Genomic DNA, 26,389 nt, shown 5'->3' with positions numbered 1-26,389 from the left:
AGTGGCGCCCGCCCGCTCAGTCGGGCAGATGCAGTTCCGAATGCCGCTTGGACAGCATCTCCGCCAGTTCCCGGAGTTTGATGTTCATGTTCTGCGACGTGTTCCGCAGCACCTCGAACGCCTCGGCCGCGTCGATCCCCCGCCGCGCCATCAGGATGCCCTTGGCCTGTCCGATCGCGTCCCTGCTGTCCAGTGCCTGCTGGAGCTGCTCCTCCTGGAGCTGACCGCGCGTGACCGCGTGCGTGGTCGCCAGCGCCAGCGACGCGTGCGTGGCCAGCAGCAACAGCACATCGCGGTCTGCCCTGGCGATGCCGTGCGGACGTCGCGAGTAGACGTTCAGCGCGCCCGAAAGCTGCGAACTCGACGCCTCGGGCAGCAAGGCCGTCGAGACCAGCGAGTGGAAACCGAGCGCCGCGGCTGCCGGCCCGAACCGCGGCCAGCGCGCGTCCTCGGCGAGGTTGTCGCTGAAGGCCGCCGCCGGTCCCGAAACCCGCGCGGCCTCGACGCAGGCACCCTCGCCGTACTGATACTGCAGCTGGTCCAGTTCGCGCGCGATCTCGTCGGTCCGCACCGGCGTGTGGAACGCGCCGTCGGGATCGAGGAGGGTGACACTCACCAGATCCGCGCCCGGCACCAGGTCACGGGTCGCGAAGACCACTCGTTCGAGTACCGCCGCGACCGAGCCGGAATCCAGCAACGCCCTGGTCAGGGACACGAATTGGCTAACCAGTGGCCCGGCGATGAGCCGAGCGCCGTTCTCGGAGGTCACCGGCAGTTCGCCGTCGCCGACATCCTCGACGAATCGGTTCTTGTCCTGCTGCCAGTCGATTTCATCGGCCAAAGCCCGCCTCTCCCACTTCTGCACATCGGCGTGATGCACCACGGGAGTCACCGGCGGGAACCGGCGCCGAGCGCGCACCATCAACCGCCGCAACCAACCCGGTTACCGGCGGATCGGCGCTAACTTCTCAACGCTCAGAACCGCTTTCGGAAGCCGACCTTAGCCGAATGGGATCACCCCGCCTACCGCGACCCACGTTCGGCCCGCCCCGGATCACCCCTACCGGGCACGCCGACCACGCACCGCTCGGCCACCTGGCGTAATTTCACGTTCTCCCGCGGCTCGGGTCCGTTCATGCCCGCTCATGTTTCGGACCGGGCACCGGTTGGTACCCGGGTCTGGTGTTGTCGAGAACTCGGGGGGTGATCACCGTGGCTTCGCTCCAGGCAGAGGAGCAGCGCCGGATCGTCGCGGCTTGTTTCGCGCGGACCGGACTCACCGTCGAGCAGCTGTGGCTGAGATATTTCGCTCTCGGCGGCGACGTCAGCGAAGTCGAACTGGACGGCTTCCTGCAGGAGCTGATACCCCTGCCCAGGATCCAACGGGACATGGTCGCCCACGCGGTCAACGAACGGCTCGACGAGGTCTCCGGCGTTCGCCGGGCGCCCTACAGCCGCGCGACCGGCGAGGACTTCCGGCCTCGCGGGCCGTTGGCCGCGCTGGTAGGGCTCCTCGACGGCGCCCACCGTGCCTCCCCCGAACGGCTGCCCGAGATCATCGCCGCGGCAGGCCGGGCACTGGACCTCGAGATCACCGTCTATCTCGCCGACTACGACCAGCGGCAGCTCATCCCGCTTCCCGGCGAGTCGGCGACCGTCAAGGCACCGCTGACCATCGAGGCGAGCACCGCGGGCGAGGCGTACCGGCACGCCGGCACCCTGCTGGTCGAGGAGCCGGGCGGACCACGGTTGTGGGCCACTCTGCTGGACGGTGACGAGCGCATCGGCGTGCTCGAGGTCGAGGCCGGTCCGGACGCCGACCTCAACGACCCCTCGCTGCGAATCCAGTGCCAGTGGCTCGCGTCGCTGTCCGGCTGCCTCATCGCGGCCGCGATGAGGTACGGCGACGGCCTCGACACGCTGCGGCGACAGCGGCGGCGCGGCCCCATCGCGGAGCTTCTCTGGCAGAACCTTCCCCCGTTGACCGCGGCGACGCGCGACGTCGTGGTGGCGGGCGGTGTCGAGCCCACTTACGACGTTCGCGGAGTCACCTTCGACTACGCGCTCTCCGAAACGACAGCTCGCCTGGCGATCTTCGACGCCGGACGCGACACCCTGTCCGCGGGCCTGGTGGTCTCGGCGGCGCTCGCGGCCTACCGATCCGCCCGCCGCGAAGACCTGGACCTGCGTGGCCAGGAATCCGCTGTCGACAAAGCGCTGTCGGCACAGTTCGGCGACGGCGTCACGGTTCGCGGCACGCTGGCCGAACTGAACCTCGCCGACGGCGGGCTCCGTTACCTCGATGCCGGAGGCGTCCCGCCGCTCGTGTTGGGCGACGACCGTCAACAGACCACAGTGGACATCGTGGAGCGCCCGCCGTTCGGCGCCGGGCAGCCCGGCCGGATCGGGACCGCCCGGCTGCGGCCCGGAGACCTGCTGGTCCTGCACACTGAAGGCCTCTCGGGCGCACGTGCCGCCGACGGCGAACGGTTCGCGTTCGCCGACTGCCTGGACGACAACCTCGGGCAGGTGCCACCCGAAACCGCCCGTTGTGTCCTACAGGCGGCGAAGTCCCACTGCGGCAACGTTTTCACCAGCGACGCGGGGCTGCTGATCGCTCGGCGGCCGGGCCGGTCATGAGACGGTTCAGCCGCTGAATTCGACGTCCGCTGTCGCGACCGTGCCTCCCTTCCGGCCCGGCGCGACCTGGTACCGCCAGTACAGGTTCGTATGCGCGATGACCTGCGCCGGCTCGGGCGCTCCCCATTCCGACTTGTCCACGGTCGTATGCGCGTCGCCGACCAGCGTCGCGTCATATCCCCGGACCAGGGCGCCGTGCAACGTCGAGCGAATGCAGGCGTCGGTCTCCGCCCCGACGACCACGAGACGCCCGACACCGCGTTCGGCCAGCACCTTCTCCAGATCGGTGTCCTCGAAGGAATCTCCATAGGATTTGTCGACGAGCGGCTCGGCGTCTTCCCGGGTCAGCTCGCCGACGAGGCACCACTCCTCGCTCCCTCGCACGAGTTCCTCATCGGAATGCTGCACCCACACGACCGGCACGTCTTCCCGTCGCGCGCGGCCGACGAGAGCGGCGATGTTCGCCACCACCGCGTCCCGCTCGTGGCCCTCGTCGACGACGCCGTTCTGGACGTCGACGACCAAGAGCGCGGTGTTCGGCCGGTTGTCGAGAGTGGTCATGACAGGGTGTCCCTCCTGGTCAGGCTGCTGTGGCAGACCTTAACCCGGAGCACCGACAGGAACCGTCGATCAAGCCGCCGGAACGGCCAGGGCCTTCGCGTTGCGCCGGACGTCGGACCACGCCCCGTCCCGGCACAAGCCGCAGGAAGCACCGAAGAACTCCGCGCGGGCTCGCTCGTCGCCGGACAGCCAGAACCGGAACCACGCCGTGATCGCGCCGCGGAACCCGCCGCCGTCACCGGCGGGTGTGAAGTGGGTCGCGCCGGCGAGTTCGCCGTAGATCGCGGGCACCTGGTCGGCGAGGCGGTACCGCGGGATGACCAGGAGCGCGGGAATGACGATGGCGTCGAACTGCCCTCCGAGGAAGAACGAAGGCCCCTTCAAGGCCGTGGCGGAGCCTTGTGGCCCCGGCTCGATCGGGATCGTGGTGGTGACGCGGGGATCCGCGCCGGCGGCGATCGCCCCGCCGCCGCCCTGGGAATGACCGGTCGCGCCGATGTGCGCGGTGTCGATCTTCCCTTCGTAACGGCTGCCGGGACGGGAATTCTCGGCGATCAGGGTGGTGGCTCCGGCCAGCATTTCCTTGCCGGAGCCCGCGTTCGGTGTGTCGGCGGCCGCGACCACGAAACCGTGGGAGGCCAGATGGCGCAACAGGCCGTCGTAGATCTTCGGGTTCGCGCCGGTTCCGTTGCCCCACAGGATCACCGGGTGCCTCTCCAGCCGCGAGGGCCGGTACACGGTGTGCGTGCTGTCGAGGGCTTCGACGGTCACCGCGAAGGGACCCGGTTCGCTCCACTGGTCCGCGATCCCGGTCGTGGCCGTCGCGGCGGGCGCGATGCCCACGGTCGCCAGCACGACCATTCCGGCGATCAGTGTCCGTTCCCGAAGCCTCGTCATGGTGGTCACCGTCCCGTTCCGCCCAGGCCCCGTTGCCCGCGACGCTCCCTTCCCAGGGTGTCGGTCCGGTCACCGTACGTCCATGGGGCCGGTCACAAGATCAGGCGAACGAGTCTTGTGACCGGCCCCAAAGCAGGGCTTATTTGAGGGGGCAACGTGTCGCGCTTCGCGGGCGGGTCGCGCTGGGGCTGGAGGTGTCCTTTGCCGCGTCCGATGTCGAGCGGTCGTGTCGCGAAAGCCACTTTCGGGACATCGGACGTCGCGAAAGTGGCTTTCGCGACACCCCGGCCCACGACCGACACCGAAAACAGCGCGAGCACGCCCCCTTTGCCCTTCCCCTCACTACGCGAACGTCGAGAGACCGTCCAGCAACCTGTCGACGTCTTCGGCGCTGGTGTACGGCGCGAGCCCGACCCGGAGCGCCGGATTCTCCAGCTTCAAGGCCGCGAAGACTTCGTAGGCGTAGAAGGATCCCGCCGGGGCGACGACCTGCCTCTCGGCGAGATGCCGCTGCGCCTCGCGCTCGCGGCCGCCGAGACCCATCAGGAGGGTCGGGGTCCGGTCAGCCGCCTTGCAGTGGACGGTGACGGTGTCTTCCAGCCCCTTTTCCAGCTTGGTGCGCAGCGTGATTTCGTGGTCGTGCAAGGAGTTCAGCGAATGCGTCAGGCGTTCCCGCCGCGACCCTCCCGCTCCCGGATCGAGGGCGGCGAGGAAGTCCACCGCGGCCGTCGCGCCCGCGAGGATCTCGTACGGCAGTGTGCCGAATTCGAAGCGTTCGGGCACGGTGTCGGGCGACGGCATGAGCTTGTCCGGTTCGACGGTTTCGAGGAGGGCAGGCGACGCGCCGAGCACCCCGCAGTGCGGGCCGAGGAACTTGTACGGCGAGCAGACGAAGAAATCCGCGCCCATCGCCGGGACGTCCACCAGCTCGTGTGCGGCGTAGTGGACGCCGTCCACGAACACCAGCGCCCCGGCGTCGTGGGCGAGGTCGGCGATCCGGCGGATCGGCGGCTTGGTGCCAAGGACGTTCGAGGCCGCCGTCACCGCGACCAGCCTCGTCCGTTCGGTGAGGACGAGGGAATCGAGGTCGAGTTCGGTGGTTTCGGGGTCGATGTCCAGCCAGCGGACGATCAGCCCGGCCCGTTCGGCGGCCTGGACCCAGGGCCGGACGTTGGCGTCGTGGTCGAGGCGGCTGACGACGATCTCGTCGCCCTCGCGCCAGTTCTTGGCCAGGTGCCGGGAAAAGTCGTACGTCAGCTGGGTGGCGCTGCGGCCGTGGACGACGCCTTCGGCCGGCAGGTTCAAGAAATCGGCATAGGCGGCGCGAAAGCCCGAGACGGCTTTCTCCGCGTTGAGCTCGGACGGGCTGACCGTGCCCCGGTTCGACAGCGGGCCGGTCAGCGTCCCGGCGATGGCGTCGGCGACGGACCTTGGTGTCTGCGTACCCGCGGGTCCGTCGAAGAACGCGGTTCCGTTGGTGAGGGACGGGAAGTGAAGCCGGAGGGCTGCGACGTCGATGGCCATGACCTCGACTCTGACACCCGGTCCGGCACCGAGTAAACGCTTCGTGGCCGGAACTTTCGCCGGCCACGAAGCGTCCCGGACTCAGTACAGCGTCAGCCGGTACGCGCCGGACTGCGCGGTGCCCGCGAAGAGATACCGGCCGTCCGCGCTGATCGCCATCGAGAGCACCCGCGGGTCGGGCAGCGCGCCCGGCAGCGGCGACCAGGTGCGCCCGAAGTCCGTGCTGCGCAGCACGCCTCCCCCGGTCGCGCTGCTCGCGAACCACACCCTGAAGTCGAACGGATGCGGCAGGATCCGGCTGATCTCCCGGGGGTCCTCACCGTCGCGGACCCGGCGGAACGTCCGTCCGTTGTCCTCGCTGAGCAGCAGGCCCGCACCGCCGACGAGGACACGCCCGCCGCCCCAGCGGCTCACCGAGATCGAACTGACCGGTTCGTCGGAGACGCGGGTCCAGGTCTTGCCGCCGTCGTCGGACCGGAACAGGCCGCCGGAGTCCCCGCCCCAGACCCGGTTCTTGTTCCAGGGGTCGCCCGCGAACGCGATGAACCCGTTGTCGGTGGTGAGCTTTTCCCAGGTCTTCCCGGCGTTGTCACTGCGGTAGAGCACGTAGCCGCTGGGCGCGAAAGCCGAGACGAGAAGCCGGTCCGGGTCGGCCGGATGCGCGAAGATCGCCCTGGGGAGACCTTCCTTCGCCTTCGCCGCGAACTGCCAGGTGCGGCCGCCGTCGCCACTGCGGAGCACGTCGAGCGAGAACCCGTTCCGGGTGACCTGCCAGACCACGTCCGGGCGGCTCGGCGAGACGGACAGCCGCGCGTCCTCGTGCAGCCGGTCGGTGGGGTGCGACTGCCAGGCCCTGTCCGCCGCGGCGATCTTGCCGCGCGGAAGCGGGGTGTTGTAGATCTCCTGCACACCGGCCGCGACGACGCTCTCCCGGAGAATGTTCCCGCTGGTCACGAGGTCGCGGATGGACTCGCCGGGCACGCCGATCTGCTGGTAGCCGTTCTTGCCACCGTCCGCGTACACGCCTCGGTACACCGAGGAGATCAGCGTGGTGGCGGGTTTGCCCGCGGCGGCGGGGAGTTCGATCATGTCGGTGACGCCCTCGCCGGGCGCGGGTACCGGTTTGCGAGTCCAACTGCGACCGAAATCCGTGCTGACGTCTATGTCGTTATACGTCGAGACATACAGGCGCCCGCCGACGAAACGCGGTTCACGCAAAGGCTGCCCGCCGGGTTCGCGGCGCAGCACCGTCCAGGTCTTCCCGCCGTCGGTGGAGCCGTGCAGTTCGGGGCCGACCGTGACCACGAACCGCTTGCCGTCCGAGGCGACCTGCCCGATCTCGCCGTTCACCCGGTAGACGAGTTCGGCACGCGGTTCCTTGCCGCTGACCCCGCGAACCACCCACAGGGAGTACTCCGGGTAGACCGTCGTGAAGTAGGCGTCGTCGCCGACCAGGGTGAGTTTGAGCGCGCCGACCGGCGCGGCGATCCCCTCGCGCGGCCAGGTCCTCGGCACGTCGTTCCAGTTCACGCCGCCGTCGGTGCTGACGCTCAGCGAATCGAGGTTCTGCACCACGACGACCCGGCCCGCCGGATCCGTGGCCATGCCGAACGCGCCGTCGGGGTACCACTCGCGCAGGGTCTCCCACGTCTGACCGCGGTCGGTGGTGCTCAGCAGCAGGCCGCGCCACTCGCCGATCTGGTACCCGGGCTTGTTGCCCACCGCGAGCATCCGGTCGGGATTCACCGGATCGGCGAAGAATCCCTGGATGGCGGTGTCGTCGGGCAGTCCCCGGCGCGCGGTCCACGAGCCGCCGCGGTCGCCGGAGAGCCACAACGCGGGCGGGCCGGGCTGCATCATCGCGAGCCCGGCAGGCGAAACGGCGAGCAGCCCGCCGATGCTGTTCGGGCCGACGGGGTCCCAGCCGCCACGGGGCAGCCCTGTCGCGTTCACGTCCGTGGGTGAAGACAGGGGTTCGGCGGTGGCCGCTGACGTCGCCCCGGTGGTCCCGAGAACCGTCAGCAGCCCGAGAACGAACATGCGTTTGGTGATCGATCTCAGCTTCATGCGGAAGATCTTGGCGGAAGATCCCGCAAAGGTATAGGGGATTCGTCGGATCTTTACTGCCGCACTCGCTCTGCCATCATCGGGATATCTCTGTCAAGACTTGACTTTCACCTCCACTCATCGGATCACTCAGGGCGACATCCCCTAACTGACGACGATCGCGACCAGCGCGGCACCGAGGAGGGCGAGGTACGCGATCGCGTGCGCGCGGTCCGGGATCCGGCCGACCACCCGGCGCGTCACGGCGATGGCCGGCAGCGATCCGCACAGCAGCGCGCCCGCGGCCACCAGGTCGATGTAGCCGAGGTGCGAGGCGCCCGAAGACACACCCGTCGCGGCGAAGGCGTAGACGGCGGTGCCGATCACCGCCACCGGCAGGCTCAAGGGGTTCGCCAGTGCGGTCGCGTCGGCCATCGGCAGCCCCTTGCGCCGCATGAGGGGGACGGTGAGCACGCTGCCCCCGACACCGAGGAAGCTCGCCACGGCACCGATCCCGGTCCCGCCCGCGGTGGTGGTGATCCCGCCGAGCGCACGGGGCCGCGTGTCGTCCCGCCTGCTCACGAATCCTTTCCGGACCACGCTGTCGACGATGGTCAGCGCGAGATAGGTGACGAAAAGCCAGCGCAGCACGCTTTCGTCGGCCGCGGTGGCGGCGAAGGAACCGAGAACGGCGCCCAGGCCGATGAAGGCGATGATCGGCCACAGATAGTCGCGGCGGAGCCGTCCGGTCCGCAACTGGGCGAAGGTCGCGCTCCCGGCGTTGACCACCATCACCGCGGTCGACGTGGCGACCGCCACGTGCATCGCCCCGAGGGCGGTGTCCGGCCCGGCGAGCGCAAAGGCGTAAACGACGGGCACGGTGATGAATCCGCCGCCGAATCCGAAAAGGACGGTGGTGACGCCGCTCAGGCATCCGAACCCGAGGAGCACCGAGATCTCGATCAGCACTCCTTCGACGGTAGTTGCTCCCGGCGCGGCGGGCATTCGAAAGGGCGCCACTTTCTTTCGCGCATCGGACAGCGCGAGGGTAGCCTCGGCGGGATGCGTGACATCCCCATCGACGAGGTCGACCACCTCGACCGGGCGGTGGTGGCGATCCGCACCGATTACCCGCCGGGCCACCGGATTCCCCCGCACCGGCACCGGCGGGCGCAGTTCCTCTACAGCGCGACGGGGTCGATGCGGGTCGAAACGGCCGACGGCACGTGGACCATCCCGACCCGGCGCGCGGTGCTCGTCCCGCCGGAGACCGGTCATCAGGTCTTCACGACGACCGTGAGCACCCGAAGCCTCTACATCGAGCCGAAGGCGGTGCCGTGGTTCCCGCGGCGGTGCCAGGTGGTCGAGGTCTCCGCACTGCTCCGGGAACTGCTGAACGAGGCCGTCGGCGTGCCGGAGCTGTACTCGCCGCGCGGGCGGGACGCCGCCGTCTTCGGCTTGATCCTGCACGAGATCCGGCGATCCGCCCCGGTCCCGCTCGATCTCCCCTTGCCCAAGCACGAACGGCTGCGCGCACTGTGCGAGTCCTTTTTGGACAATCCGGACATCCACGATCCGTTAGGCGCCTGGGCATCCAGGCTGCACGTGAGCGAGCGGACACTGAACCGGATCTTCACCGCCGAGACCGGGATGGGTTTCGCCCGCTGGCGGCAACGGGCCTGCGTGCTGCATTCCCTGTCACTGCTGTCGGACGGCCGTCCCATCGCCGGGATCGCCGCCTCGCTCGGCTACGAGAGCCCCGCCGCGTTCTCCACCATGTTCACCAGGCTTCTCGGCACCTCGCCGAGGGACTACCGGGCGGCGTCCGCGCTCTGAACGGGTACTGCCCGGGTATCGTCGGGACGGCCAGGTGGGACCTCATCGACGAAAGCCGGCGGAATCGGAAGGGCATCCCATTCTCTTGAGCAGGAAGTAGGACGATCATGATCTTCATCACGGCGAAGTTCCGGGTTCGTCCCGAACACGCGGACCGGTGGCCGGAAATCGCGCGCGACTTCACCGAGGCGACCCGCGCCGAGCCCGGTTGTCTTTGGTACGACTGGTCCCGCAGCCTCGAAGACCCGAACGAGTACGTTCTCGTCGAGGCCTTCCGGGACGACGACGCGGGCGCGGCCCACGTCGGTTCGGAGCATTTCCGCGCGGCTCAGCGCGAGCTGCCGCCGTACCTGGCCGAGACGCCGCGGATCATCAACGCGAAGATCGACCAGGACGGCTGGTCGGAACTGGGCGAACTGGCCGTCGAGTAGTTTTCGCTTCCCGCCTCGGTTCTTCGCCGGGCTGAGGCGGGATTCAGCCGCGCTGCGCCCGCGCCGCGCCGACGCAGTACGCGCCGAACGAGGCGACCCCGAGGGCCACCACGCTGAGCAGCACCGTGCCGAACGGCTGATCGGCCAGCGTGCGCAAGGCCGCGTCGAGCCCGCCGGAGCGGGACGGGTCGTGCGAGACCGCCGCGTAGCCGAGGAGCACCGCGATCACGCCGAAGACGAGTCCCCTCGCGATATAACCGATTCGTCCGAGCCGTTCGACCCAACGCTGTGTTCCCGACGGCAGCGACGAGAGGTCGAGATCCTTCACGAAGTTCCGGCGCACACCGTTCACCACCGAGGCCACCGCGACACCGAGCACGATGACGGCCGCCACGATCACCAGGAACGGACCGGCGGGCAAGCTCAGCAGCCGCGCGGTGAGCTCCTGCTGTTTCTGGTCACCGCTGCCCTGTTCTCCCGCGCCCGCCGCGAGCCGGGCCGCGTACACCCCCAGCGAAATCCCCACCGCGCAACGAACTCCGGACGTCACGCGCTTGACGACGCGGTGTCCTCGTTTGTCGATCCACGTGTACCCGACCGCGGCCAGCAGGGCCTGCCACAGGCCGTACGCCACCAAACCGGCCGCCAGTACCCACAACAGCACGCCGCCCACCGGGGTCGAACCGACCTCGGCGACCGCGCCGCGTCCGTCGGCCTCCTGACCGCCACCGCCGAAGGCGATGCGCGCCGCCAGGTACCCGATGAGCAGGTACACCAGTCCGTAGCACCCCATCCCGATCCGCCCGAGCACTTGGACGGCCTTGTTGTGGCGCACCTGTCTCGCCTTGGTCGCGGGCATTCGGTTCACGCTCCTCATCAGTCTTTCCCTGAGTCTCGTGGCCGACGACCAAGACCGCCGTGCGACTGGGCCATCCGGCCGAACGACATGATCGACAAGACAGCGAAGGCCCGGCCACCTTGAGGATCCCGGCCGCGAGCGTCGAACTCGCCGCGAGCAATAGGGGCGTCAGCGTGTCGACGGCGGGGCAGATGTCTGGTCTAGGCGCTTTGCGAGCGGGGTCGTGAGTGGCAAAGAGGGTCAGACCGGACCGGTATTTGCCTACCTGCGTGTGACCAGGGTGAACGTGAGGTGCGGTAGTCGAGGGGTCGCTCCGGTCTCGGAGCTCGATCAACGGAGGATCGGGGACACTCAACGTCCCCGATCCTCCGTCGATCAAGACCATGCCACCCTCACAACCCCACGGATGGCAGCCGAGCGGGGAAGATTCCGACGCGAACTCCTAGGCAGAAAGCCAGTCAGCCGTGTCGCGGTGCCTGCCGAGCCCGACGGCGGCGAACAGCGGAACCACTCGCGCGCTCCCCGCCGAGGCGATCAGTCCACCGAGTGCCGTCGCCGTGACGATGACGGCTTGCAGGCAATACATGCCCACATCTTTCCGAAATTTTCTCCACCACGATGTCGGATAGCGCCGACGCCGTTCGTAGGCAGGGTGAGAGGAAAGGAACCTGCCACCATGACCGAAGAGAACGTAACCGCCAAGCTGACCGTCGCCGCGCCTGTCACCAGGGTGTTCGAGGTGCTCGCGGATCCGACGACCCATTCCGCGATCGACGGCACCGGCTGGGTCCAGGAGGCCGCCGACCGGGAGCCGCTGACCGAGACCGGGCAGATCTTCCGGATGGACATGTATCACGACAACCATCCGGACGGCGACTACCGCGTGGTCAACAAGGTCGAAGTGCTGGAACCGCCGCGCGCCATCGGCTGGCTGACGGGGACGGAGAAGGACGGCGGCCACCTGGAGTTCGGCGGCTGGATCTGGCGGTACGACCTGGCGCCGCTCGGCCCGTCCGGGACCGAGGTCACGCTCACCTACGACTGGTCGGCCGTGCTGCCGCACGTCCGGGAGTACATCCATTTCCCGCCGTTCGGCCCCGATCACCTCATCAACTCGCTGCGCCACCTGGCCACCCTCACCGAAGGAGCATCATGACCGCGACCTACACCTTCGACGTCTTCTCCAGCCTCGACGGCTTCGGCTCCCACACCGGTGACTGGGGCGGCTACTGGGGCAAACAGGGCCCCGAACTGCTCGATCGACGCCTCGCGTCGTACAGCGAGGAGCAGCGCATGGTCTTCGGTGCCACCACGTTCCGGACGAGCGTGGAGATGCTCTCGGGCATCGTGGAACCCGAGGGCTTGGATCCCTGGGTCGCCAAGATGAAGAACCTGCCCGCGACGGTGGTGTCGACCACGATCCGGGAACCGCTCGGCTGGCCGGACGCGACCGTCGTGAGCGGCGACGCCGTCGACGTCGTCGCCCGGCTCAAGAAGGAGTCCGAGATTCCGTTGCGCTCACACGGCAGCCTGGCGATGAACCGGGCGCTGATGGCCGCCGGTCTGGTCGACCGGGTGCAGGTCACGCTGTTCCCGGTGATCACCGGGAAGACCGGGGCCGACCCGATTTTCCGGGACGGGGCCGACTTCGACCTCGAACTGATCGAGAGCCGGACGCTCGACGGGCACACCCAGGAACTCGTCTACCGGCCCGTTCCGCACCCGCCCGAATGACCGCCATCCCTACCCGTCCACGCATTGAAGTCGTCCGCGTTCTCCTATTGGCTGATCAAGTGGGGCCACTCGACGGCGGAGGAGAAGGAAAGTCATGCCAGGTATCGATCGTCGCCGGCTGCTCTTCGGCATCCTCCCCGCCGCCGCGTTGGCGGCCGCGGGGTGTGCCCGATCGGACGCTTTTCCGGAAACCCGGCGGGAGCCCGCGAAACCGCCCCTCGCGCTGATCTACAACGGTCCGCAGGGGTGCTCCGACTGCGCGCCGGCGGTGGCCACTCTGTTGCGCAAAGCGCCACGGCCGTTCGAAGTCGAGTACGTGGGTCCCGGTGACCTGACCGCCGCCGCGCTGGCCGGAGCGGCGCTGTACGTCCAGCCCGGCGGCGGCGCCGACCTCGAACGAACCTGGCGAGACCTGCGCGGCTCAGCCGAGGTGGTCCGGGCCTGGGTCCGGGAGGGCGGCAGCTACCTGGGCCTGTGCTTCGGTGCCTACCTCGCCGGCCGCGGCCCGGGCTTCGATCTCCTGCCCGGCGACACCGACGCGTACGCGGGCTCCCCCGGTTCCTCGGTCCCCGACGATCGCGACACCGTCGTGCGGGTGGACTGGCGGGGCAAGCCCCGGCACATGTACTTCCAGGACGGGCCCGCCATGCTGCTGGACAGCGGAGCCGACGCCACCGTCCTGGCCACTTACGACAACGGGACGGCGGCGGTCGTCGTCGCCCCGTACGGGAAGGGACGGGTCGGCGTCAGCGGTCCCCACCCGGAGGCCGACGAATCCTGGTACGCGGACAAGGGACTGACCAACCCCGACGGGGTCCGCTTCGACCTGGCCTACGAGTTGATCGACGCGACCGCGGGACGGTCGTGAGACCCGAGCCACGGGGCCAGCAGCGCTTCGAGATCGGCGTCCGACAACGCGTACGGCCCGCCGTGGAACTCGTGCCACCGCGAAGCGTCGCGCGCCGCGGTGTACTCCACCTCGAAGGCCCGCATCAGGACGTACATGAAGGTCACCGAGCTGAACCGTTCGCCGAGCAACGTCCTGGCCTCACGCGCGACCCCGGTCGCACCGTGGCCGATCACGTCCGCGAGCTTCAGCTCATCCGCAGCCGGGTCCAGCAGGCTGGGGGCATACATCACGACAATTTCTCCATCACTGAAAGGAAAACTCAGTTCTCGGCGGCGAGCTGCCCGCAGGCCGCCGCGATTTCCTGGCCACGCGTGTCGCGCACCGTGCACGCGACCCCACCGGCGTTCACCAGCCGGACGAACTCCCGCTCCACCGGCTTCGGCGAGGCGTCCCACTTGCTGCCCGGGGTCGGGTTCAACGGGATCACGTTCACGTGCACCAGCTGTCCCAGGTGCTGACGCAGACGCTTCGCGAGCAACTCGGCCCGCCACGGCTGGTCGTTGATGTCCCGGATCAACGCGTACTCGATCGACACCCGGCGCCCGGACGTGTCCGCGTAGTACCGGGCGGCGGACAGCACCTCGTCCACCGACCAGCGCTCGTTCACCGGCACCAGCGTGTCCCGCAGCTCGTCGTCCGGCGTGTGCAGCGAAACGGCCAGCCGCACCTGCATCTTTTCGTCCGCGAGCTTCCGGATGGCCGGGGCGAGGCCGACGGTCGACACCGTCACCGAACGCTGGCCGATCCCCAGCCCGTCGGGTGAAGGATCGGTGATCCGGCGGACCGCGGCGACCACACGCTTGTAGTTCGCCAGCGGCTCACCCATGCCCATGAAGACGATGTTCGACAGGCGCCCGGGGCCGCCGGTCATCTGGCCGTCTCGCATCACGGCGGCGGCGGAGCGGACCTGGTCGACGATCTCCGCGGTCGAGAGGTTCCGGTCGAGGCCGCCCTGGCCGGTCGCGCAGAACGGACAGGCCATGCCGCAGCCCGCCTGGCTCGAGATGCACAGGGTCGCGCGGTCCGGGTAGCGCATCAGCACGCTCTCCAGCAGCGTCCCGTCGTGCGCGCGCCACAGGGTCTTGCGGGTGGTGCCGTCGTCGCAGGCGAGAGCCTTGATTTCGGTGAGCAGCGTCGGCATCAGATCGCCGACGAGCTTGTCCCGGGACGCCGCCGGGATGTCGGTCATCTCCTCCGGGTTCACCGTGAGCCGCGAGAAGTAGTGGTTCGACAGCTGCTTCGCGCGGAACGGCTTCTCACCCAGCTCGGCGACGGCCTCGGCCCGCTCGGCGGCGGTGAGGTCGGCGAGGTGGCGCGGCGGGAGGCCGCGCTTGGGCGCGTCGAAGACGAGAGGGAGGGCAGTCATAGCCCAACCAGTCTCCCATGTCCACCTCCGACTCGACCGGGCCGCCCCGGATCGCTGTTCCCCAGGTCACGTGCCTTCTTCCCGCCAGCTCACTGGAAGGAGGTTGCCGTGCGACCGTTTCCGATATATCGTGAACGTGTCGGAACATTACGTAGAGAGGATTCACATCATGCGAGGACGACCTTTCCCTCCAGAACACGGCCGACCCGCCTTCGGGCCCTGGGCACGCGGCGGCTTCGGCGAATTCCCCCCGCCTCCGGGATGGGGCCCCGGCGGACCCGGCCACCGGCATCGCCACGGCCGTCGCGGTGGCCCCGGCGGACGGCGCGGCAAGCGCGGTGACGTCCGCGCCGCGATCCTCGCGCTGCTTTCCGAGCAGCCGAGGCACGGCTACGAGATCATCCGCGAGATCGGCGAACGCAGCGGCGGCTTCTGGAAGCCGAGCCCCGGCTCGGTCTACCCGACGCTGCAGATGCTGGCCGACGAAGGCCTGGTGACCAGCAAGGACGAGGGCGGCAAGAAGCTGTTCGAACTCACCGAGTCCGGTCGCGCCGCGGCCGAACAGCAGGACGCCGTCCCGCCGTGGGAGCAGATCGCCCACGACGTCGACCCGGCCGAGGTGAACCTGCGCAAGGCGGGGGCGACCCTGGCCGCCGCGGTCATGCAGGTCATGCACGCCGGCAGCGAGGCACAGCAGTCCCGCGCCGTCGACGTGCTCAACGAGGCACGCCGGACGATCTACGGCATCCTCGGCGAGGCCGACGACGACACCGCTCAGGCCGAGGCGCCCGCCGAGGACGCGGAGTGACCTGGCACGACGAGGCCGGTGGGCTTGGTGCGCGTATGCACGCGATAGCCCACCGGCAGCGTCATCCGCGCTTCGCCGGCGCCTGACGAAACCTCGTTGAGGCGCCGGACCTCCGCGATCGCCTTCGCCGCGACCGGGGCGCTGAACTCGATCTTCAGCACCGCCTCCATCGCGGCGGCGTCTTCGAACTCCCACCGCGTCATCACCTTGCGGCAGTCGAATCCCTGACGGGCGAAGAACTTTTCGACGCCGGGCGGGTCGTAATGCGGCAGATCCAGCCGCATCCAGCGGCCGTAGGGCTCACTCGTCACGTCGAGATCCACGATCATCAAGGTCCCGCCGGGCCGCAGCACCCGCTCCGCCTCACGAAGGCCGGGCTCACAGCCAGGACCGAAGAAGTAGGCCGTCCGCGCGTGGACGACGTCGAAAGCCGCGTCCGGCACCGGAAGCCGCTGCGCCCGGCCCTGCCGTACTTCGACGTTCGGCAGTTCGCCGACGCGAAGCCGGGCGGCGCGCACGAGCGGCTCGTGGGGTTCGATCCCGAGCACCGACCGCGCCGTCTCCGCGAAGCGCGGCAAGTGGAATCCGTCACCGCAGCCGAGGTCGAGCACGTCCGCCCCGGACCAGTCGCGGCGCCCGGCGAGCACCCGCCAAATCTCGTCATCGACGTCCTGCGCGCGGTTCTCGACCTCGTACGCCTTTTGGTAGTACCAAATGTTCGGACTCGGCAGTACTTCGTCGCCGCCGCGGCGAAAAGAGGAGACAGCTCGGGGAAACCAGCGCACGGAAGCTCCAACGATGGGACAGCGGGCCGGGTTCCGGGCCATCCGGGTCGAAATCTTTCACGGAAACAATGCGGATAGCGACTAGACTTTACTCCCACCGGTAAGGGAGAACCGCATGTCGCTTGGCTCGGCCGCTCACACTTCCGTCATCCCGTCAGGAATCCCGTGCTGGATCGAACTCGCGTGCAGAGACGAAGCGGCCACACAAGCCTTCTACAGCGGACTTTTCGACTGGGAGTTCACCGTTCAGCGTGATCCGGCGACGCCGAACGGCCGGTACTCGATCGCGACGCTGAACGGCGTCCCGACCGGTGGTCTGTACCGCTCGGGCACGGACGGGCCGTCCGGCTGGAGCGTGCACATCTCGGTGCCGCAGGCGGCCGCGGCCGCCGAATGGGTGGACAGTCTCGGTGGCCGGGTCACCCTCGGGCCGATGACGATTCCCCACCGCGGCAACATCGTCCACGCCGTCGACGCGTGCGGCGCGCACGTCGTCTTCTGGGAACCGCCCGCCACCTGGGAGTTCGCGACGGGGGTGCCCAACACCTTCAGCGGCGCGGATCTCAACACCCACGACGGCGCGGCGGCGGATCACTTCTACTGCCGCCTCTTCAACTACACCAGCCACCAGATCGGCGACGGCACCTCGCTCGACTACGCCGAATGGCTCATCGAGCACGAACCGGTGCTGTACCGGTACGTGATGGGCTCGGAATACCGGGCGGACACTCCCCCGCACTGGATGGTCTACCTCGAGCTCGATCCGGCCCGGGGCGCGGACGCCGCGGCGGGGCAGGCCTTGATGCTCGGCGGCGCCGTCGTGGTCCAGCCCTACGACACCCCGTACGGCCGGATGGCGATCCTCGCCGATCCGGACGGTTCGGTGTTCGCCGTGATCGACCACTCCCGGGCCATCGAGGGCTGGGGCAGCGCCGAAGTCGACGATCCTTACGACGACTGAGCCGAAGAGCCGGGGTGACGGTCACCCCGGCTCTCGCGTCAGAGACCCGACCAGAATCCGCAGTTGTGCACCATCGCGAGGTCGGCCGGGCCGATCTCGCCCGGCGCGAGCGACTGCGTCTTCGGCGTGGGACGCCACTTCGGCAGGTCTTCCCCGTTCGGATTCCCGGTCCGCGCGAATCCGGTCCAGTACTGAATCATTTGTGCCGCGAGCTTCTGTTGCGCCGGAGTCAATTTCCCCGGAGACGCGGTCATATCAGACAAATATCCCAATTCGGATCCGTGAGAAGCGCCGGGGCGCATTCCGGTCGGCATAGGGGCGAGCGGCGGAGCGTCCCGATCGGCGAACTCGTAGCCGTAAGTCCGGGTGCGCTCGCGCAGCAAGCGCTCGGTCCCGGCCTGAGGGCAGCCCCAGGTCCGGTCGGTCATGGCGTCCGCGAACGCCATCGCCGGGCTGCCGTGCTTCGCCGACGGGTACTCGGCGGCGACGAGCGGCGCCTTGTCCTTGAACGCGGTGCGCAGCAGTTCCTGGTAATGCTCCTCGGTGAACGGCTGCCCGGGATACAGGGCGACGAGCAACCTGGCCTCGTCCCTGGTGACCCCGGTCAGCACCGGCACGCGGGCGAAATGCCCGGTCTTCAGGGCGGTCGCCGGATGCTCGGGCAGCAGGCCGGTATGGAACGCGGGCGTCCCGAGCGGCTGGTTCACCAGGTCCTTGACCGGAAGCCGCCGGAGACAGGCGACGTCGGCGCAGCCCAGCTTCTTCGCGGCGTCGGCTCCCATGGCCTCGACGTCGGCGCGGGGCAGGAACGGCGATCCTGCGGGCACACCGGGTAAGAACCCGCCGTCGGGCCAGGTCAGGGTGCACGGACCGCTCTGGATGATCGCGCGGTGGAACAGTCCCGCGGCGGACGGGGACGCCAGCTGGGCGCAGGTGCTCATCGCGCCGGCCGATTCCCCGAACAGGGTCACGTTCCGGGGATCGCCGCCGAACGCGCGCGCGTTGCGCTGCACCCAGCGAAGTGCGGCTTGCTGGTCTTCGAGCCCGAAGGCGCCCGAGTCGCGGCCGAGCTCGGGGTGGCCGAAGAAGCCGAACACGCCCAGCCGGTAGTTCACGGAGACCACGACGACGTCCCCGCCGAGGGCCATCCGCTTGAAGTCGTAATCACTGCCCGCGCCGGAGGTGAAACCGCCGCCGTGCACCCAGACCATCACCGGCCGCGGTCGATGCGCCGGTTCGGCCGGGCTGATCACGTTGAGATACAGGCAATCTTCGCTGTCGCTCGGTGCCGAGCCGAGGCCCGGCGCCTGCGCGCACCGGGGCCCTGGCTTGCTCGCGTCCCGCACGGCGGTCCACGGTTCGGGTCTCTTCGGTGGCGCCCAGCGCAGGTCGCCGACCGGTGGCGCGGCGAACGGAATGCCTTGGAAACTCCGGTATTCGCCGGTACTCACCCCGCGAACGGAACCGGAATCCGTGCGGACGACCGGGCTTTCGCCCGCCTCCGCCACGGTCGCCGTCAGGGCTCCGAGCGTCACGACGCTCAGTGCCAAGGTCAGAAGTCGCTTACTCATCCGTCGAGTTCGCATACTCCGACCTTGGCCCAGCGCACCGGGCTTGTCACACGGGTTCGCCTAGACGGGGACGAACGCCGAGAGCAGGAGCCAGGAGACGACGGCCGAGGGGAGCAACGAGTCGAGCCGGTCCATCAGCCCGCCGTGCCCCGGCAGCATGTTCCCCATGTCCTTGACCCCGAGGTCGCGCTTGATCAGCGACTCGACGAGATCGCCCAGTGTCGCGGTGCAGACGATCGCCGCGCCGAACAGCACACCCTGCCAGGCGTGCCCCTCGAGCAGCAGGCTCAGGGTCAGCGCGCCGGCGACCACACCGGCCACGAGCGAACCGGCGAAGCCTTCCCAGGTCTTCTTCGGGCTGATGGTGGGCGCCATCGGATGCTTGCCGCCGAGCACACCGGCGATGTAGCCGCCGGTGTCCGAAGCGACGACGCCGATCATGAACGCCAGGACGCGGCCGACGCCGTCCTCGGGCGGGACGAGCATCGCGGCGAAGGCACCGAAAAGCGGGATGTACGCGACGGCGAAGACCGACGCGCTGATGTCACGCAGATAGCCGTCCGCGCCGCCGGGCAACCGCCACATCAGGCAGACGAGCACGGTCAGCACGAACGCCGTCAGCGCGCCCTCGCGACCGTACGGCCACGCCAGCCAGATCATCGCCTGACCGCCCACGAGCACCGGGACTAGCGCGATCTGGATGCCCGCGGCCCGCTTCAGCGCGCCTGCGAGCTCGATCGTGCCGACCGCGATGGCGATCGCGATGATGCCGATGAACAAAAAGCGCACGGTGAGCAGGGACGTGACGATCGCCGCCCCCAGCAGCAGCCCGACCCCGATCGCGGCGGGCAGGTTGCGGCCGGCGCGGGAAACCTTCTGCGCCGGTTCCGGCACGGTTTCAAAATCCGGCGCTGTGGCCGGAACCGGTTCCGGGGTGTCCACCCGGTCCTCGCGTTCCTCGCTCACCTGGCTCATCAGACCTCGAGTAGCTCGGCTTCCTTGTGTTTCACCAGCTCGTCGACCTTGTGCGTGTACGAGTCGGTGAGGTTCTGCAGTTCCTTCTCGGCGTGGACGACCTCGTCCTCGCCCGCCTCGCCGTCCTTCTTGATCCGGTCCAGCTCTTCCTTGGCCTTGCGGCGGACGCTGCGGATCGAGACGCGGGCGTCCTCACCCTTGGCCTTCGCGACCTTCACCATCTCCTTGCGGCGCTCTTCGGTGAGCTGCGGGATGACGATGCGGATCACGTTGCCGTCGTTGCTCGGGTTGACGCCGAGGTCCGACTCGCGGATCGCCTTCTCGATGGCGTTGAGCGAGGTCTGGTCGTAAGGCTTGATCAACGCCATCCGGGCTTCGGGGATGTTGACGCCCGCCAGCTGGTTCAGCGGGGTCGGCGCGCCGTAGTAGTCGACGACAACGCGCGAGAACATCCCGGGGTGGGCCCGGCCGGTGCGCACCGACGACAGGTCCTCCTTGGCGACGGACACCGCTTTTTCCATCTTCTCCTCGGCGTCGAGGAGGGTCTCGTCGATCACGGCAACTCCCGTTGTTGTGTATTCGTACCGGTTGCGAAGAACAGAGCAGGACTACGCGGGTACCCCGTCTGCGGGGGTGTCGACCAGGGTGCCGATCCTCTCACCACTGACCGCGCGAGCGATGTTCCCCTCGGTGAGCAGATTGAACACGATGATCGGCATGTTGTTGTCCATGCACAGGCTGAACGCGGTGGCGTCGGCGACCTTGAGGTCCCGTTCCAGCACCTCGCGGTGGCTGATCTCGTGGAACATCTCGGCCGTCGGGTCGCTCTTCGGGTCCGCGGTGTAGACACCGTCGACGGCCTTCGCCATCAAGACGGCTTCACAGCCGAGTTCCAGCGCGCGCTGCGCGGCGGCGGTGTCGGTCGAGAAGTACGGCATGCCGACCCCGGCGCCGAAGATGACGACGCGGCCCTTCTCCAGGTGACGCTCGGCGCGGCGCGGGATGTACGGCTCGGCGACCTGCCCCATGGTGATGGCGGTCTGCACGCGGGTGGGCAGGCCCTCCTTCTCCAGGAAGTCCTGCAGTGCCAGGCAGTTCATGACGGTGCCGAGCATCGCCATGTAGTCCGCGCGGTCACGGTCCATGCCGCGCTGCGACAGTTCCGCGCCGCGGAAGTAGTTGCCGCCGCCGATCACGACGGCGATCTGCACGCCCGTGCGTGCGACGTCGGCGATCTGCTGAGCGACCGAGTGCACCACATCCGGATCAACCCCGATGGAACCGCCGCCGAACATCTCGCCGCCCAGCTTCAGCAGCACCCGCCGGTATCCGCCTTCGACCCGGACACCCATGTCGCCCTCCCTAATGCTCTGAACCCGACTGTGCCCCGTCCCCGATGGACGGAGACGGGGCACAGTGGTGACTCTTGTGTTCCGCGCCTGGATCAGGCCTGGCCGACCTCGAACCGGGCGAACCGGCTCACGGTCACGCCGGCCTCGTCGAGCAGGGCCTTGACGGTCTTCTTGTTGTCCTTGACCGACGGCTGCTCGAGCAGGACGTTGTCCTTGTAGTAGGCGTTGACCTTGCCCTCGATGATCTTGGGCATGGCCTGCTCCGGCTTGCCCTCTTCGCGGGCGGTCGCCTCGGCGACGCGGCGCTCGTTCTCGACGATCTCGGCCGGGACCTCTTCGCGCGTGAGGTACTTGGCCTTGAGCGCGGCGACCTGCATGGCGGCCCCACGAGCGGCCTCGGCGGCGGCCTCGCCCTCACCGGTGTACTCGATGAGCACGCCGACGGCGGGCGGAAGGTCCGCACCGCGACGGTGCAGGTAGGTGGCGGTGGTGCCTTCGTAGGCGGCGACACGGCGAAGCTCGAGCTTCTCGCCGATGCGCGCGGCCATCTCCTGGACGGTCTCGTCGACGGTCTTGCCGTCGAGCGAGGCGGCCTTCAGCTTCTCGACGTCGTTCGTCTTCTCGGTCTTGGCGACCTCGACGATCTTCGCGGCGAGAGCCTGGAAGTCCTCGTTCTTCGCGACGAAGTCGGTCTCGGAGTCGAGCTCGATCAGCACGCCGTCCTGGCCCGCGACGAGGCCCTCGGCGGTGGCGCGCTCAGCGCGCTTGCCGACGTCCTTGGCGCCCTTGATGCGCAGGAACTCGACGGCCTTGTCGAAGTCGCCGTCGTTCTCCTCCAGCGCCTTCTTGCAGTTCATCATGCCCGCGCCGGTCAGCTCGCGGAGGCGCTTCACGTCTGCGGCGGTGTAGTTCGCCATCGTGCGTTGTCCGTCCTTTTCAGGTACGAGAAAGTCTTTTGGGAAGAGGTGACCCGCGGGGCCGCCCGGAGGCGGCCCCGCGGGCTGGTGGATCAGGAGGAGGCGGTGGCCTGCTCGGCCGGAGCCTCGACGGGCGCCTCGGCGGGAACTTCGGTGGTCGCACCGGTCGCGGCGGCGGCTTCCTTGGCGTCCGCGGCGGCGGTCTCGGAGCCGGCGAGCAGCTCCTTCTCCCACTCGGCCAGCGGCTCGTCCGTGGCGACGACACCCGGCTCGGGCTTGGTGTCGGCGGAGCCACCGTTGCGGCTGGAGCGCGCCATCAGACCGGCGGCGGCGGCCTCGGCCACGACCTTGGTCAGCAGCGCGGCCGAACGGATCGCGTCGTCGTTACCCGGAATCGGGTAGTCGACCTCGTCCGGGTCGCAGTTGGTGTCGAGGATCGCGACGACCGGGATGTTGAGCTTGCGAGCCTCGCCGACGGCGATGTGCTCCTTCTTCGTGTCGACGATCCACACGATGCTCGGCACCTTGGCCATGTCGCGGATACCGCCGAGGGTCTTCTCGAGCTTGTCCTTCTCACGGGTGAGCGTGAGGATCTCGCGCTTGGTCAGGCCGGCGAAGCCGCCGGTCTGCTCCTGCGACTCGAGCTCCTTCAGGCGGAGCAGACGCTTGTGCACCGTCTGGAAGTTGGTCAGCATGCCGCCCAGCCAGCGCTGGTTCACGTAGGGCATGCCCACGCGGGCGGCCTCAGAAGCGATGGCCTCCTGGGCCTGCTTCTTGGTGCCGACGAACATGATGGTGCCGCCGTGCGCGACGGTTTCCTTGATGAACTCGAACGCGCGGTCGATGTAGGTCAGCGTCTGCTGAAGGTCGATGATGTAGATGCCATTGCGCTCGGTGAAGATGTAGCGCTTCATCTTCGGGTTCCACCGACGGGTCTGGTGCCCGAAGTGCACGCCGCTGTCGAGCAGCTGCTTCATGGTGACGACGGCCATTGCCGGAATCAACCTCTTCTGTGTCGTGCGCGCCCGGCTCCGCCGGGACCGCGCTTTTCGGTTCGTCGCTCACGGCCGGGTGGCCGATCGCCCTGGTGCAGATGCTCGGGCCCGGACCCGGGAGTGAAGTGACCCCAGGGACCGCCGGGCCGTGTACCCCCGTCTGTCCTGACCCTCCGTGAGGAGATCGGCCATCGGGAGCGCGCACGTGCACGCGAAGTCAGCCCGCTGACGCGGACCGCGCAAAGAAGTCTACTCCCCGTCGTCACCGCCTACCGCACCGGCAGCCCCTGATGAGAGCGGTTGTCCACAACCGGCTCGGTTATCCACAGATTCCACCGGCGCGCCCCGCCCGCCACGCCGGGCGCCCAAGCTCGAACACATGACGATGACGACCTGTTCCCGCCCTGTCACCAGGCATTCTTTCGCGATCGACCGCACCGGCGGCAGGCACCGCCGCCCGGGGTGCCCACGACGCCTTCCCCGCCTCGCGGTCCTCGCGACCGTGCTCGCGATCCTGACCTCTTCGGCGATGCCGGGAACGGCCAGGGGCGCCCCGATCCCGCTGGGACGCCTCTCTTGGCCGCTCTCCCCGGCACCGAGCGTCACCAGGTACTTCGAGCCGCCGTCGACGCCGTACGGCCCCGGTCACCGAGGCGTCGACCTCGCCGCGGCGCCCGGGACGAACGTGCTCGCGGCCGCCGAAGGAGTGGTGATGTTCGCCGGGCAGGTGGCAGGCCGCGGGGTGGTTTCGATCGATCACGAAGGAGGCCTGCGCACCACCTACCAACCCGTCGCCCCGATGGTCACCGCGGGTGACCAGGTCTACCGGGGCCAGGTGCTCGGGACGCTCGCCGCGGGCCATCCGGGCTGCCCGGAACCGGCTTGCCTGCATTTCGGCGTCCGGCGGGGCGAGGAGTACGTCGATCCACTGGCGTTGATCGGCGAGCAGTCGGAGATCCGCCTCAAACCTTGGGAAGGGGACTAGGGCGCGAGTTCCGCCCTTGATCACGCGAGTGCCGTGCCTGATCACAGTAGCGCTACGCATTAGGTCTGCTCGGTGACCATCTCGGGGAGCTGCCCATTCGCCGGACTCGCGGTCAGGACGAGGGCGGAACTCGCGTGATCAGAGGCGGAACTCACGTGAGCAGGCACGGCATTCACGTGACGGTGGCGCGGGTGGGCGTCAGGCCTGCTCGACCAGTTTCGCGCGCAGCCGCATGACGGCGCGGGTGTGCAGCTGGCTGACCCGGGACTCGGTGACGCCGAGGACCTTGCCGATCTCGGCGAGGGTCAGGCTCTCGAAGTAGTAGAGGCCGACCACGATCCGGTCGCGTTCGGTGAGCTGGGCGATCGCCTGTGCCAGCTGGCGGCGGTTGTCCTGGTCGACCAGGACGGCCACCGGGTCGACGGCGCCGTCGTCGGGCAGGGTGTCGACCAGCGAGCCGCTGTCCTTGCCGGCGGCGACCAGGTCTTCGAGCGCGATGACGCTGGTCAGCTGCATCTGGCCGTAGAACTCGCGCAGGTCGTCGACGCTGATTTCGAGCTCGGCCGCCAGTTCGGCGTCGGTCGGCGTGCGGTTCAGCCGGGCGCCGAGGCGTTCCAGCGCGCGTTCGGCCTCGCGGGCCTTGCTGCGCACCGCCCGGGGGACCCAGTCCTGGGAACGGAGGTCGTCGAGGATCGCGCCCCGGATGCGCTGCATGGCGTAGGTCTCGAACCGCAGGCCCCTGGCGGGTTCGAACTTCTCGATCGCGTCGACCAGGCCGAAGATCCCGGACTGGATCAGGTCGCCGACGTCGACGTGGGTCGGCAGGCCGGTGCCGACGCGGCCCGCAACGTATTTGACGAGCGGTGCGTAGTGCAGCACGAGCCTGTCGCGCACGATCTGGTCCGGCGCCTCGGTGAACTCCCGCCACAGCGCCTGGATCCCGGCGTCCACCTCGTAGCCCGACCGCGATTCGGACGCGACGGCAGGACCGTCCCCGCCGGGACGGTGTTTCCCGGCGGCTTCGGTGACATGTGGGTCGGCGGTCATCGGACCGCCGTTCTCAGCATGCGACTCAGGGTGGTCTCCGTGCTCGTGCTCGTGCGGATGCGCGTGCGCCGCCGGTTCGGGCCGCCGGGTCACCTGCCGAGTCCTCCCCGGCATCATCGGGCCCGGGGGTGTGCGCGGTCGTGGATCGCCTTCAGCCGATCGACGGTCACATGAGTGTAGAGCTGCGTTGTGGCCAGCGTAGCGTGACCAAGCAGTTCCTGAACGCTCCGAAGATCGGCACCGCCTTCGAGCAGATGGGTGGCCGCGGAATGCCTCAGGCCGTGCGGCCCCATGTCGTTCGCGCCCGGCACCGAGCCGACGGCGTCATGGACGACCCGGCGGGCCGCCCGCGGATCGAGCCTGCCTCCCCGTGCGCCCAGGAAGAGCGCGGCTTCGGTCTGCCCTTTGGTTTCGACGGCGAGCTTTCCCCTGCCCTCGTCCAGCCACACCCGCAGGGCCGCTTCGGCGGGGACGCCGAACGGCACGACGCGTTCCTTGCCGCCCTTGCCCAGCACGAGCACGACACGGCGGGAGAAGTCGACGTCGCCCGTATCCAGTCCGCACAGTTCCGAGACCCGCACACCGGTCGCGTAGAGCAGTTCCACAATGGCACTGTCCCTCAAGGCCACCGGGTCCCGCTGTTCGGCACCGGCGGCTGAGAAGCGCATGACCTCACTCGCTTGCTCCGCCCGGAGGACCCCGGGGAGCTTGCGGTGCGCGCGCGGCGCCACCAGCCTGCCGCCCGGATCGGACGCGAGCGCCCCGCCTCGATGAGCCCACGCGGTGAAGGTGCGGGCCGCCGCCGCGCGCCTGGCCAGCGTCGTCCGGCTGGCCCCTTCTTCGCGTTGCCGGGCCAGCCAGCCACGCAGCGTCCCGATGTCGAGATCCTCGAACCGGCCGCCGTTCCCGTCCACGAAGCCCGTCAGCGACACCACATCGCCGAGATAGGCACGCACCGTATGCGCGGACAGCCCGCGTTCGAGGGAGAGGTGCCGCTCGTAGTCGTCGATCAGCTTCCGGACAGGCTCCGGCAGCGCCGCACGGGCGGCGCGCAGATCGGGTCTGCGGGCGCGTTTTCCCGTGCCGTGGGGACCTTCGGTCGACGGCATGCCGATCACGCTGCGCGATGTACGGCGGATGGTCAAGTATCGCCGCACCCTGTTGTGGTGTCCGTGGTCGGATCGTGCCG

28 protein-coding genes are annotated in these 26,389 nt (G+C 69.0%); 9 read left to right on the top strand and 19 right to left on the bottom strand.

Features of this window, described 5'->3' with window-relative positions:
* Positions 1-16: 16 nt before the first annotated feature.
* Positions 17-841 carry a GAF and ANTAR domain-containing protein gene (locus ACLJRM_RS23590; RefSeq protein ID WP_369862235.1) on the bottom strand — a complete coding sequence of 275 codons (825 nt, stop codon included), beginning with the start codon at positions 839-841 and terminating at the stop codon, positions 17-19.
* A gap of 371 nt (positions 842-1,212) precedes the next feature.
* On the opposite strand from ACLJRM_RS23590, the gene ACLJRM_RS23585 reads away from it, so the two are divergent.
* Complete coding sequence (locus tag ACLJRM_RS23585) at positions 1,213-2,640, top strand: PP2C family protein-serine/threonine phosphatase (RefSeq protein ID WP_233223016.1); 1,428 nt, start codon at positions 1,213-1,215, stop codon at positions 2,638-2,640.
* A gap of 6 nt (positions 2,641-2,646) precedes the next feature.
* Here ACLJRM_RS23585 and ACLJRM_RS23580 read toward each other — a convergent pair whose 3' ends face one another.
* The 5 genes from ACLJRM_RS23580 to ACLJRM_RS23560 all read right to left on the bottom strand — a co-directional run bounded on the left by ACLJRM_RS23580 (position 2,647) and on the right by ACLJRM_RS23560 (position 8,637).
* Positions 2,647-3,201: an isochorismatase family protein gene (locus ACLJRM_RS23580; protein WP_101609623.1), complete on the bottom strand. Its 555-nt coding sequence runs from the start codon at positions 3,199-3,201 to the stop codon at positions 2,647-2,649.
* A 69-nt stretch (positions 3,202-3,270) separates the two neighbouring features.
* The gene (locus ACLJRM_RS23575) at positions 3,271-4,098 is read right to left on the bottom strand and encodes a chlorophyllase/cutinase-like alpha/beta fold protein (RefSeq protein ID WP_410664310.1); all 828 of its coding nucleotides are present in this window, start codon (positions 4,096-4,098) and stop codon (positions 3,271-3,273) included.
* Positions 4,099-4,440: 342 nt separating this feature from the next.
* Positions 4,441-5,622: a cysteine desulfurase-like protein gene (locus tag ACLJRM_RS23570; protein ID WP_101609626.1), complete on the bottom strand. Its 1,182-nt coding sequence runs from the start codon at positions 5,620-5,622 to the stop codon at positions 4,441-4,443.
* 81 nt (positions 5,623-5,703) lie between these two features.
* Complete coding sequence (locus ACLJRM_RS23565) at positions 5,704-7,689, bottom strand: WD40/YVTN/BNR-like repeat-containing protein (protein ID WP_101609627.1); 1,986 nt, start codon at positions 7,687-7,689, stop codon at positions 5,704-5,706.
* A 144-nt stretch (positions 7,690-7,833) separates the two neighbouring features.
* The gene (locus ACLJRM_RS23560) at positions 7,834-8,637 is read right to left on the bottom strand and encodes a sulfite exporter TauE/SafE family protein (protein WP_410664309.1); all 804 of its coding nucleotides are present in this window, start codon (positions 8,635-8,637) and stop codon (positions 7,834-7,836) included.
* 93 nt (positions 8,638-8,730) lie between these two features.
* On the opposite strand from ACLJRM_RS23560, the gene ACLJRM_RS23555 reads away from it, so the two are divergent.
* On the top strand, positions 8,731-9,504 hold the full coding sequence (locus ACLJRM_RS23555) for an AraC family transcriptional regulator (protein WP_101609629.1): 774 nt from the start codon (positions 8,731-8,733) through the stop codon (positions 9,502-9,504).
* A 107-nt stretch (positions 9,505-9,611) separates the two neighbouring features.
* Positions 9,612-9,935: a putative quinol monooxygenase gene (locus tag ACLJRM_RS23550; protein WP_101609630.1), complete on the top strand. Its 324-nt coding sequence runs from the start codon at positions 9,612-9,614 to the stop codon at positions 9,933-9,935.
* A 43-nt stretch (positions 9,936-9,978) separates the two neighbouring features.
* Here ACLJRM_RS23550 and ACLJRM_RS23545 read toward each other — a convergent pair whose 3' ends face one another.
* Entirely contained in the window at positions 9,979-10,794 is an 816-nt protein-coding gene (locus ACLJRM_RS23545) for a DUF1206 domain-containing protein (protein WP_101609631.1), read from the bottom strand.
* 442 nt (positions 10,795-11,236) lie between these two features.
* A complete protein-coding gene (locus ACLJRM_RS23540; protein ID WP_410664308.1) occupies positions 11,237-11,380 on the bottom strand; it encodes a hypothetical protein in 144 nt (47 codons plus the stop codon).
* A gap of 90 nt (positions 11,381-11,470) precedes the next feature.
* Between ACLJRM_RS23540 and ACLJRM_RS23535 the strand changes: the two genes are divergently transcribed.
* The 3 genes from ACLJRM_RS23535 to ACLJRM_RS23525 all read left to right on the top strand — a co-directional run bounded on the left by ACLJRM_RS23535 (position 11,471) and on the right by ACLJRM_RS23525 (position 13,396).
* Positions 11,471-11,950 (top strand): SRPBCC domain-containing protein, encoded by a 480-nt coding sequence (locus tag ACLJRM_RS23535; RefSeq protein ID WP_410664307.1) that lies wholly within the window; start codon positions 11,471-11,473, stop codon positions 11,948-11,950.
* Positions 11,947-12,528 carry a dihydrofolate reductase family protein gene (locus tag ACLJRM_RS23530; RefSeq protein WP_410664306.1) on the top strand — a complete coding sequence of 194 codons (582 nt, stop codon included), beginning with the start codon at positions 11,947-11,949 and terminating at the stop codon, positions 12,526-12,528. The genes ACLJRM_RS23535 and ACLJRM_RS23530 overlap by 4 nt, the downstream gene beginning before the upstream one ends.
* Positions 12,529-12,622: 94 nt before the next feature.
* Positions 12,623-13,396: a BPL-N domain-containing protein gene (locus tag ACLJRM_RS23525; protein WP_410664305.1), complete on the top strand. Its 774-nt coding sequence runs from the start codon at positions 12,623-12,625 to the stop codon at positions 13,394-13,396.
* Here ACLJRM_RS23525 and ACLJRM_RS23520 read toward each other — a convergent pair.
* Positions 13,360-13,665, bottom strand: coding sequence for a hypothetical protein (locus ACLJRM_RS23520; RefSeq protein ID WP_410664304.1), 306 nt, complete (start codon positions 13,663-13,665; stop codon positions 13,360-13,362). The genes ACLJRM_RS23525 and ACLJRM_RS23520 overlap by 37 nt on opposite strands.
* A 32-nt stretch (positions 13,666-13,697) precedes the next feature.
* On the bottom strand, positions 13,698-14,804 hold the full coding sequence (gene rlmN, locus ACLJRM_RS23515) for a 23S rRNA (adenine(2503)-C(2))-methyltransferase RlmN (protein ID WP_101609635.1): 1,107 nt from the start codon (positions 14,802-14,804) through the stop codon (positions 13,698-13,700).
* A gap of 169 nt (positions 14,805-14,973) precedes the next feature.
* Here rlmN and ACLJRM_RS23510 point away from each other — a divergent pair, with 169 nt between their 5' ends.
* Entirely contained in the window at positions 14,974-15,612 is a 639-nt protein-coding gene (locus ACLJRM_RS23510; protein ID WP_101609636.1) for a PadR family transcriptional regulator, read from the top strand.
* Here the strand turns inward: ACLJRM_RS23510 and ACLJRM_RS23505 are convergent.
* Positions 15,579-16,397, bottom strand: coding sequence for a class I SAM-dependent methyltransferase (locus tag ACLJRM_RS23505; RefSeq protein WP_101609637.1), 819 nt, complete (start codon positions 16,395-16,397; stop codon positions 15,579-15,581). The two genes, ACLJRM_RS23510 and ACLJRM_RS23505, sit on opposite strands and share 34 nt — an antisense overlap.
* Before the next feature lie 115 nt (positions 16,398-16,512).
* Here ACLJRM_RS23505 and ACLJRM_RS23500 point away from each other — a divergent pair, with 115 nt between their 5' ends.
* Positions 16,513-17,358, top strand: coding sequence for a VOC family protein (locus tag ACLJRM_RS23500; RefSeq protein WP_101609638.1), 846 nt, complete (start codon positions 16,513-16,515; stop codon positions 17,356-17,358).
* Between the two features lie 38 nt (positions 17,359-17,396).
* Here the strand turns inward: ACLJRM_RS23500 and ACLJRM_RS23495 are convergent, their stop codons facing one another.
* The 6 genes from ACLJRM_RS23495 to rpsB all read right to left on the bottom strand — a co-directional run bounded on the left by ACLJRM_RS23495 (position 17,397) and on the right by rpsB (position 23,165).
* Positions 17,397-18,929: a carboxylesterase/lipase family protein gene (locus ACLJRM_RS23495; RefSeq protein WP_410664303.1), complete on the bottom strand. Its 1,533-nt coding sequence runs from the start codon at positions 18,927-18,929 to the stop codon at positions 17,397-17,399.
* Positions 18,930-18,989: 60 nt separating this feature from the next.
* The gene (locus tag ACLJRM_RS23490; RefSeq protein WP_410664302.1) at positions 18,990-19,904 is read right to left on the bottom strand and encodes a phosphatidate cytidylyltransferase; all 915 of its coding nucleotides are present in this window, start codon (positions 19,902-19,904) and stop codon (positions 18,990-18,992) included.
* Positions 19,904-20,461, bottom strand: coding sequence for a ribosome recycling factor (gene frr, locus ACLJRM_RS23485; protein WP_101609641.1), 558 nt, complete (start codon positions 20,459-20,461; stop codon positions 19,904-19,906). Before frr ends, ACLJRM_RS23490 begins: the two co-directional genes overlap by 1 nt.
* 51 nt (positions 20,462-20,512) lie before the next feature.
* Entirely contained in the window at positions 20,513-21,256 is a 744-nt protein-coding gene (pyrH, locus tag ACLJRM_RS23480; protein WP_005154669.1) for a UMP kinase, read from the bottom strand.
* Positions 21,257-21,348: 92 nt separating this feature from the next.
* On the bottom strand, positions 21,349-22,173 hold the full coding sequence (gene tsf, locus ACLJRM_RS23475) for a translation elongation factor Ts (protein ID WP_101609642.1): 825 nt from the start codon (positions 22,171-22,173) through the stop codon (positions 21,349-21,351).
* A gap of 92 nt (positions 22,174-22,265) precedes the next feature.
* Positions 22,266-23,165, bottom strand: coding sequence for a 30S ribosomal protein S2 (gene rpsB, locus ACLJRM_RS23470; protein ID WP_101609643.1), 900 nt, complete (start codon positions 23,163-23,165; stop codon positions 22,266-22,268).
* A gap of 382 nt (positions 23,166-23,547) precedes the next feature.
* Between rpsB and ACLJRM_RS23465 the strand changes: the two genes are divergently transcribed.
* Positions 23,548-24,153, top strand: coding sequence for a M23 family metallopeptidase (locus ACLJRM_RS23465; protein ID WP_101609644.1), 606 nt, complete (start codon positions 23,548-23,550; stop codon positions 24,151-24,153).
* Between the two features lie 198 nt (positions 24,154-24,351).
* Here ACLJRM_RS23465 and ACLJRM_RS23460 read toward each other — a convergent pair whose 3' ends face one another.
* Complete coding sequence (locus ACLJRM_RS23460) at positions 24,352-25,200, bottom strand: FliA/WhiG family RNA polymerase sigma factor (RefSeq protein WP_101613412.1); 849 nt, start codon at positions 25,198-25,200, stop codon at positions 24,352-24,354.
* A 113-nt stretch (positions 25,201-25,313) separates the two neighbouring features.
* A complete protein-coding gene (locus ACLJRM_RS23455; RefSeq protein WP_410664301.1) occupies positions 25,314-26,309 on the bottom strand; it encodes a tyrosine recombinase XerC in 996 nt (331 codons plus the stop codon).
* Positions 26,310-26,389 lie beyond the last annotated feature (80 nt).

This window comes from Amycolatopsis sp. lyj-84 (genome assembly GCF_046549075.1).
GTDB lineage: Bacteria > Actinomycetota > Actinomycetes > Mycobacteriales > Pseudonocardiaceae > Amycolatopsis.
The sequence above is the reverse complement of the archived record's forward strand: the minus strand, read 5'-3'. Positions and strand labels throughout refer to the sequence as shown.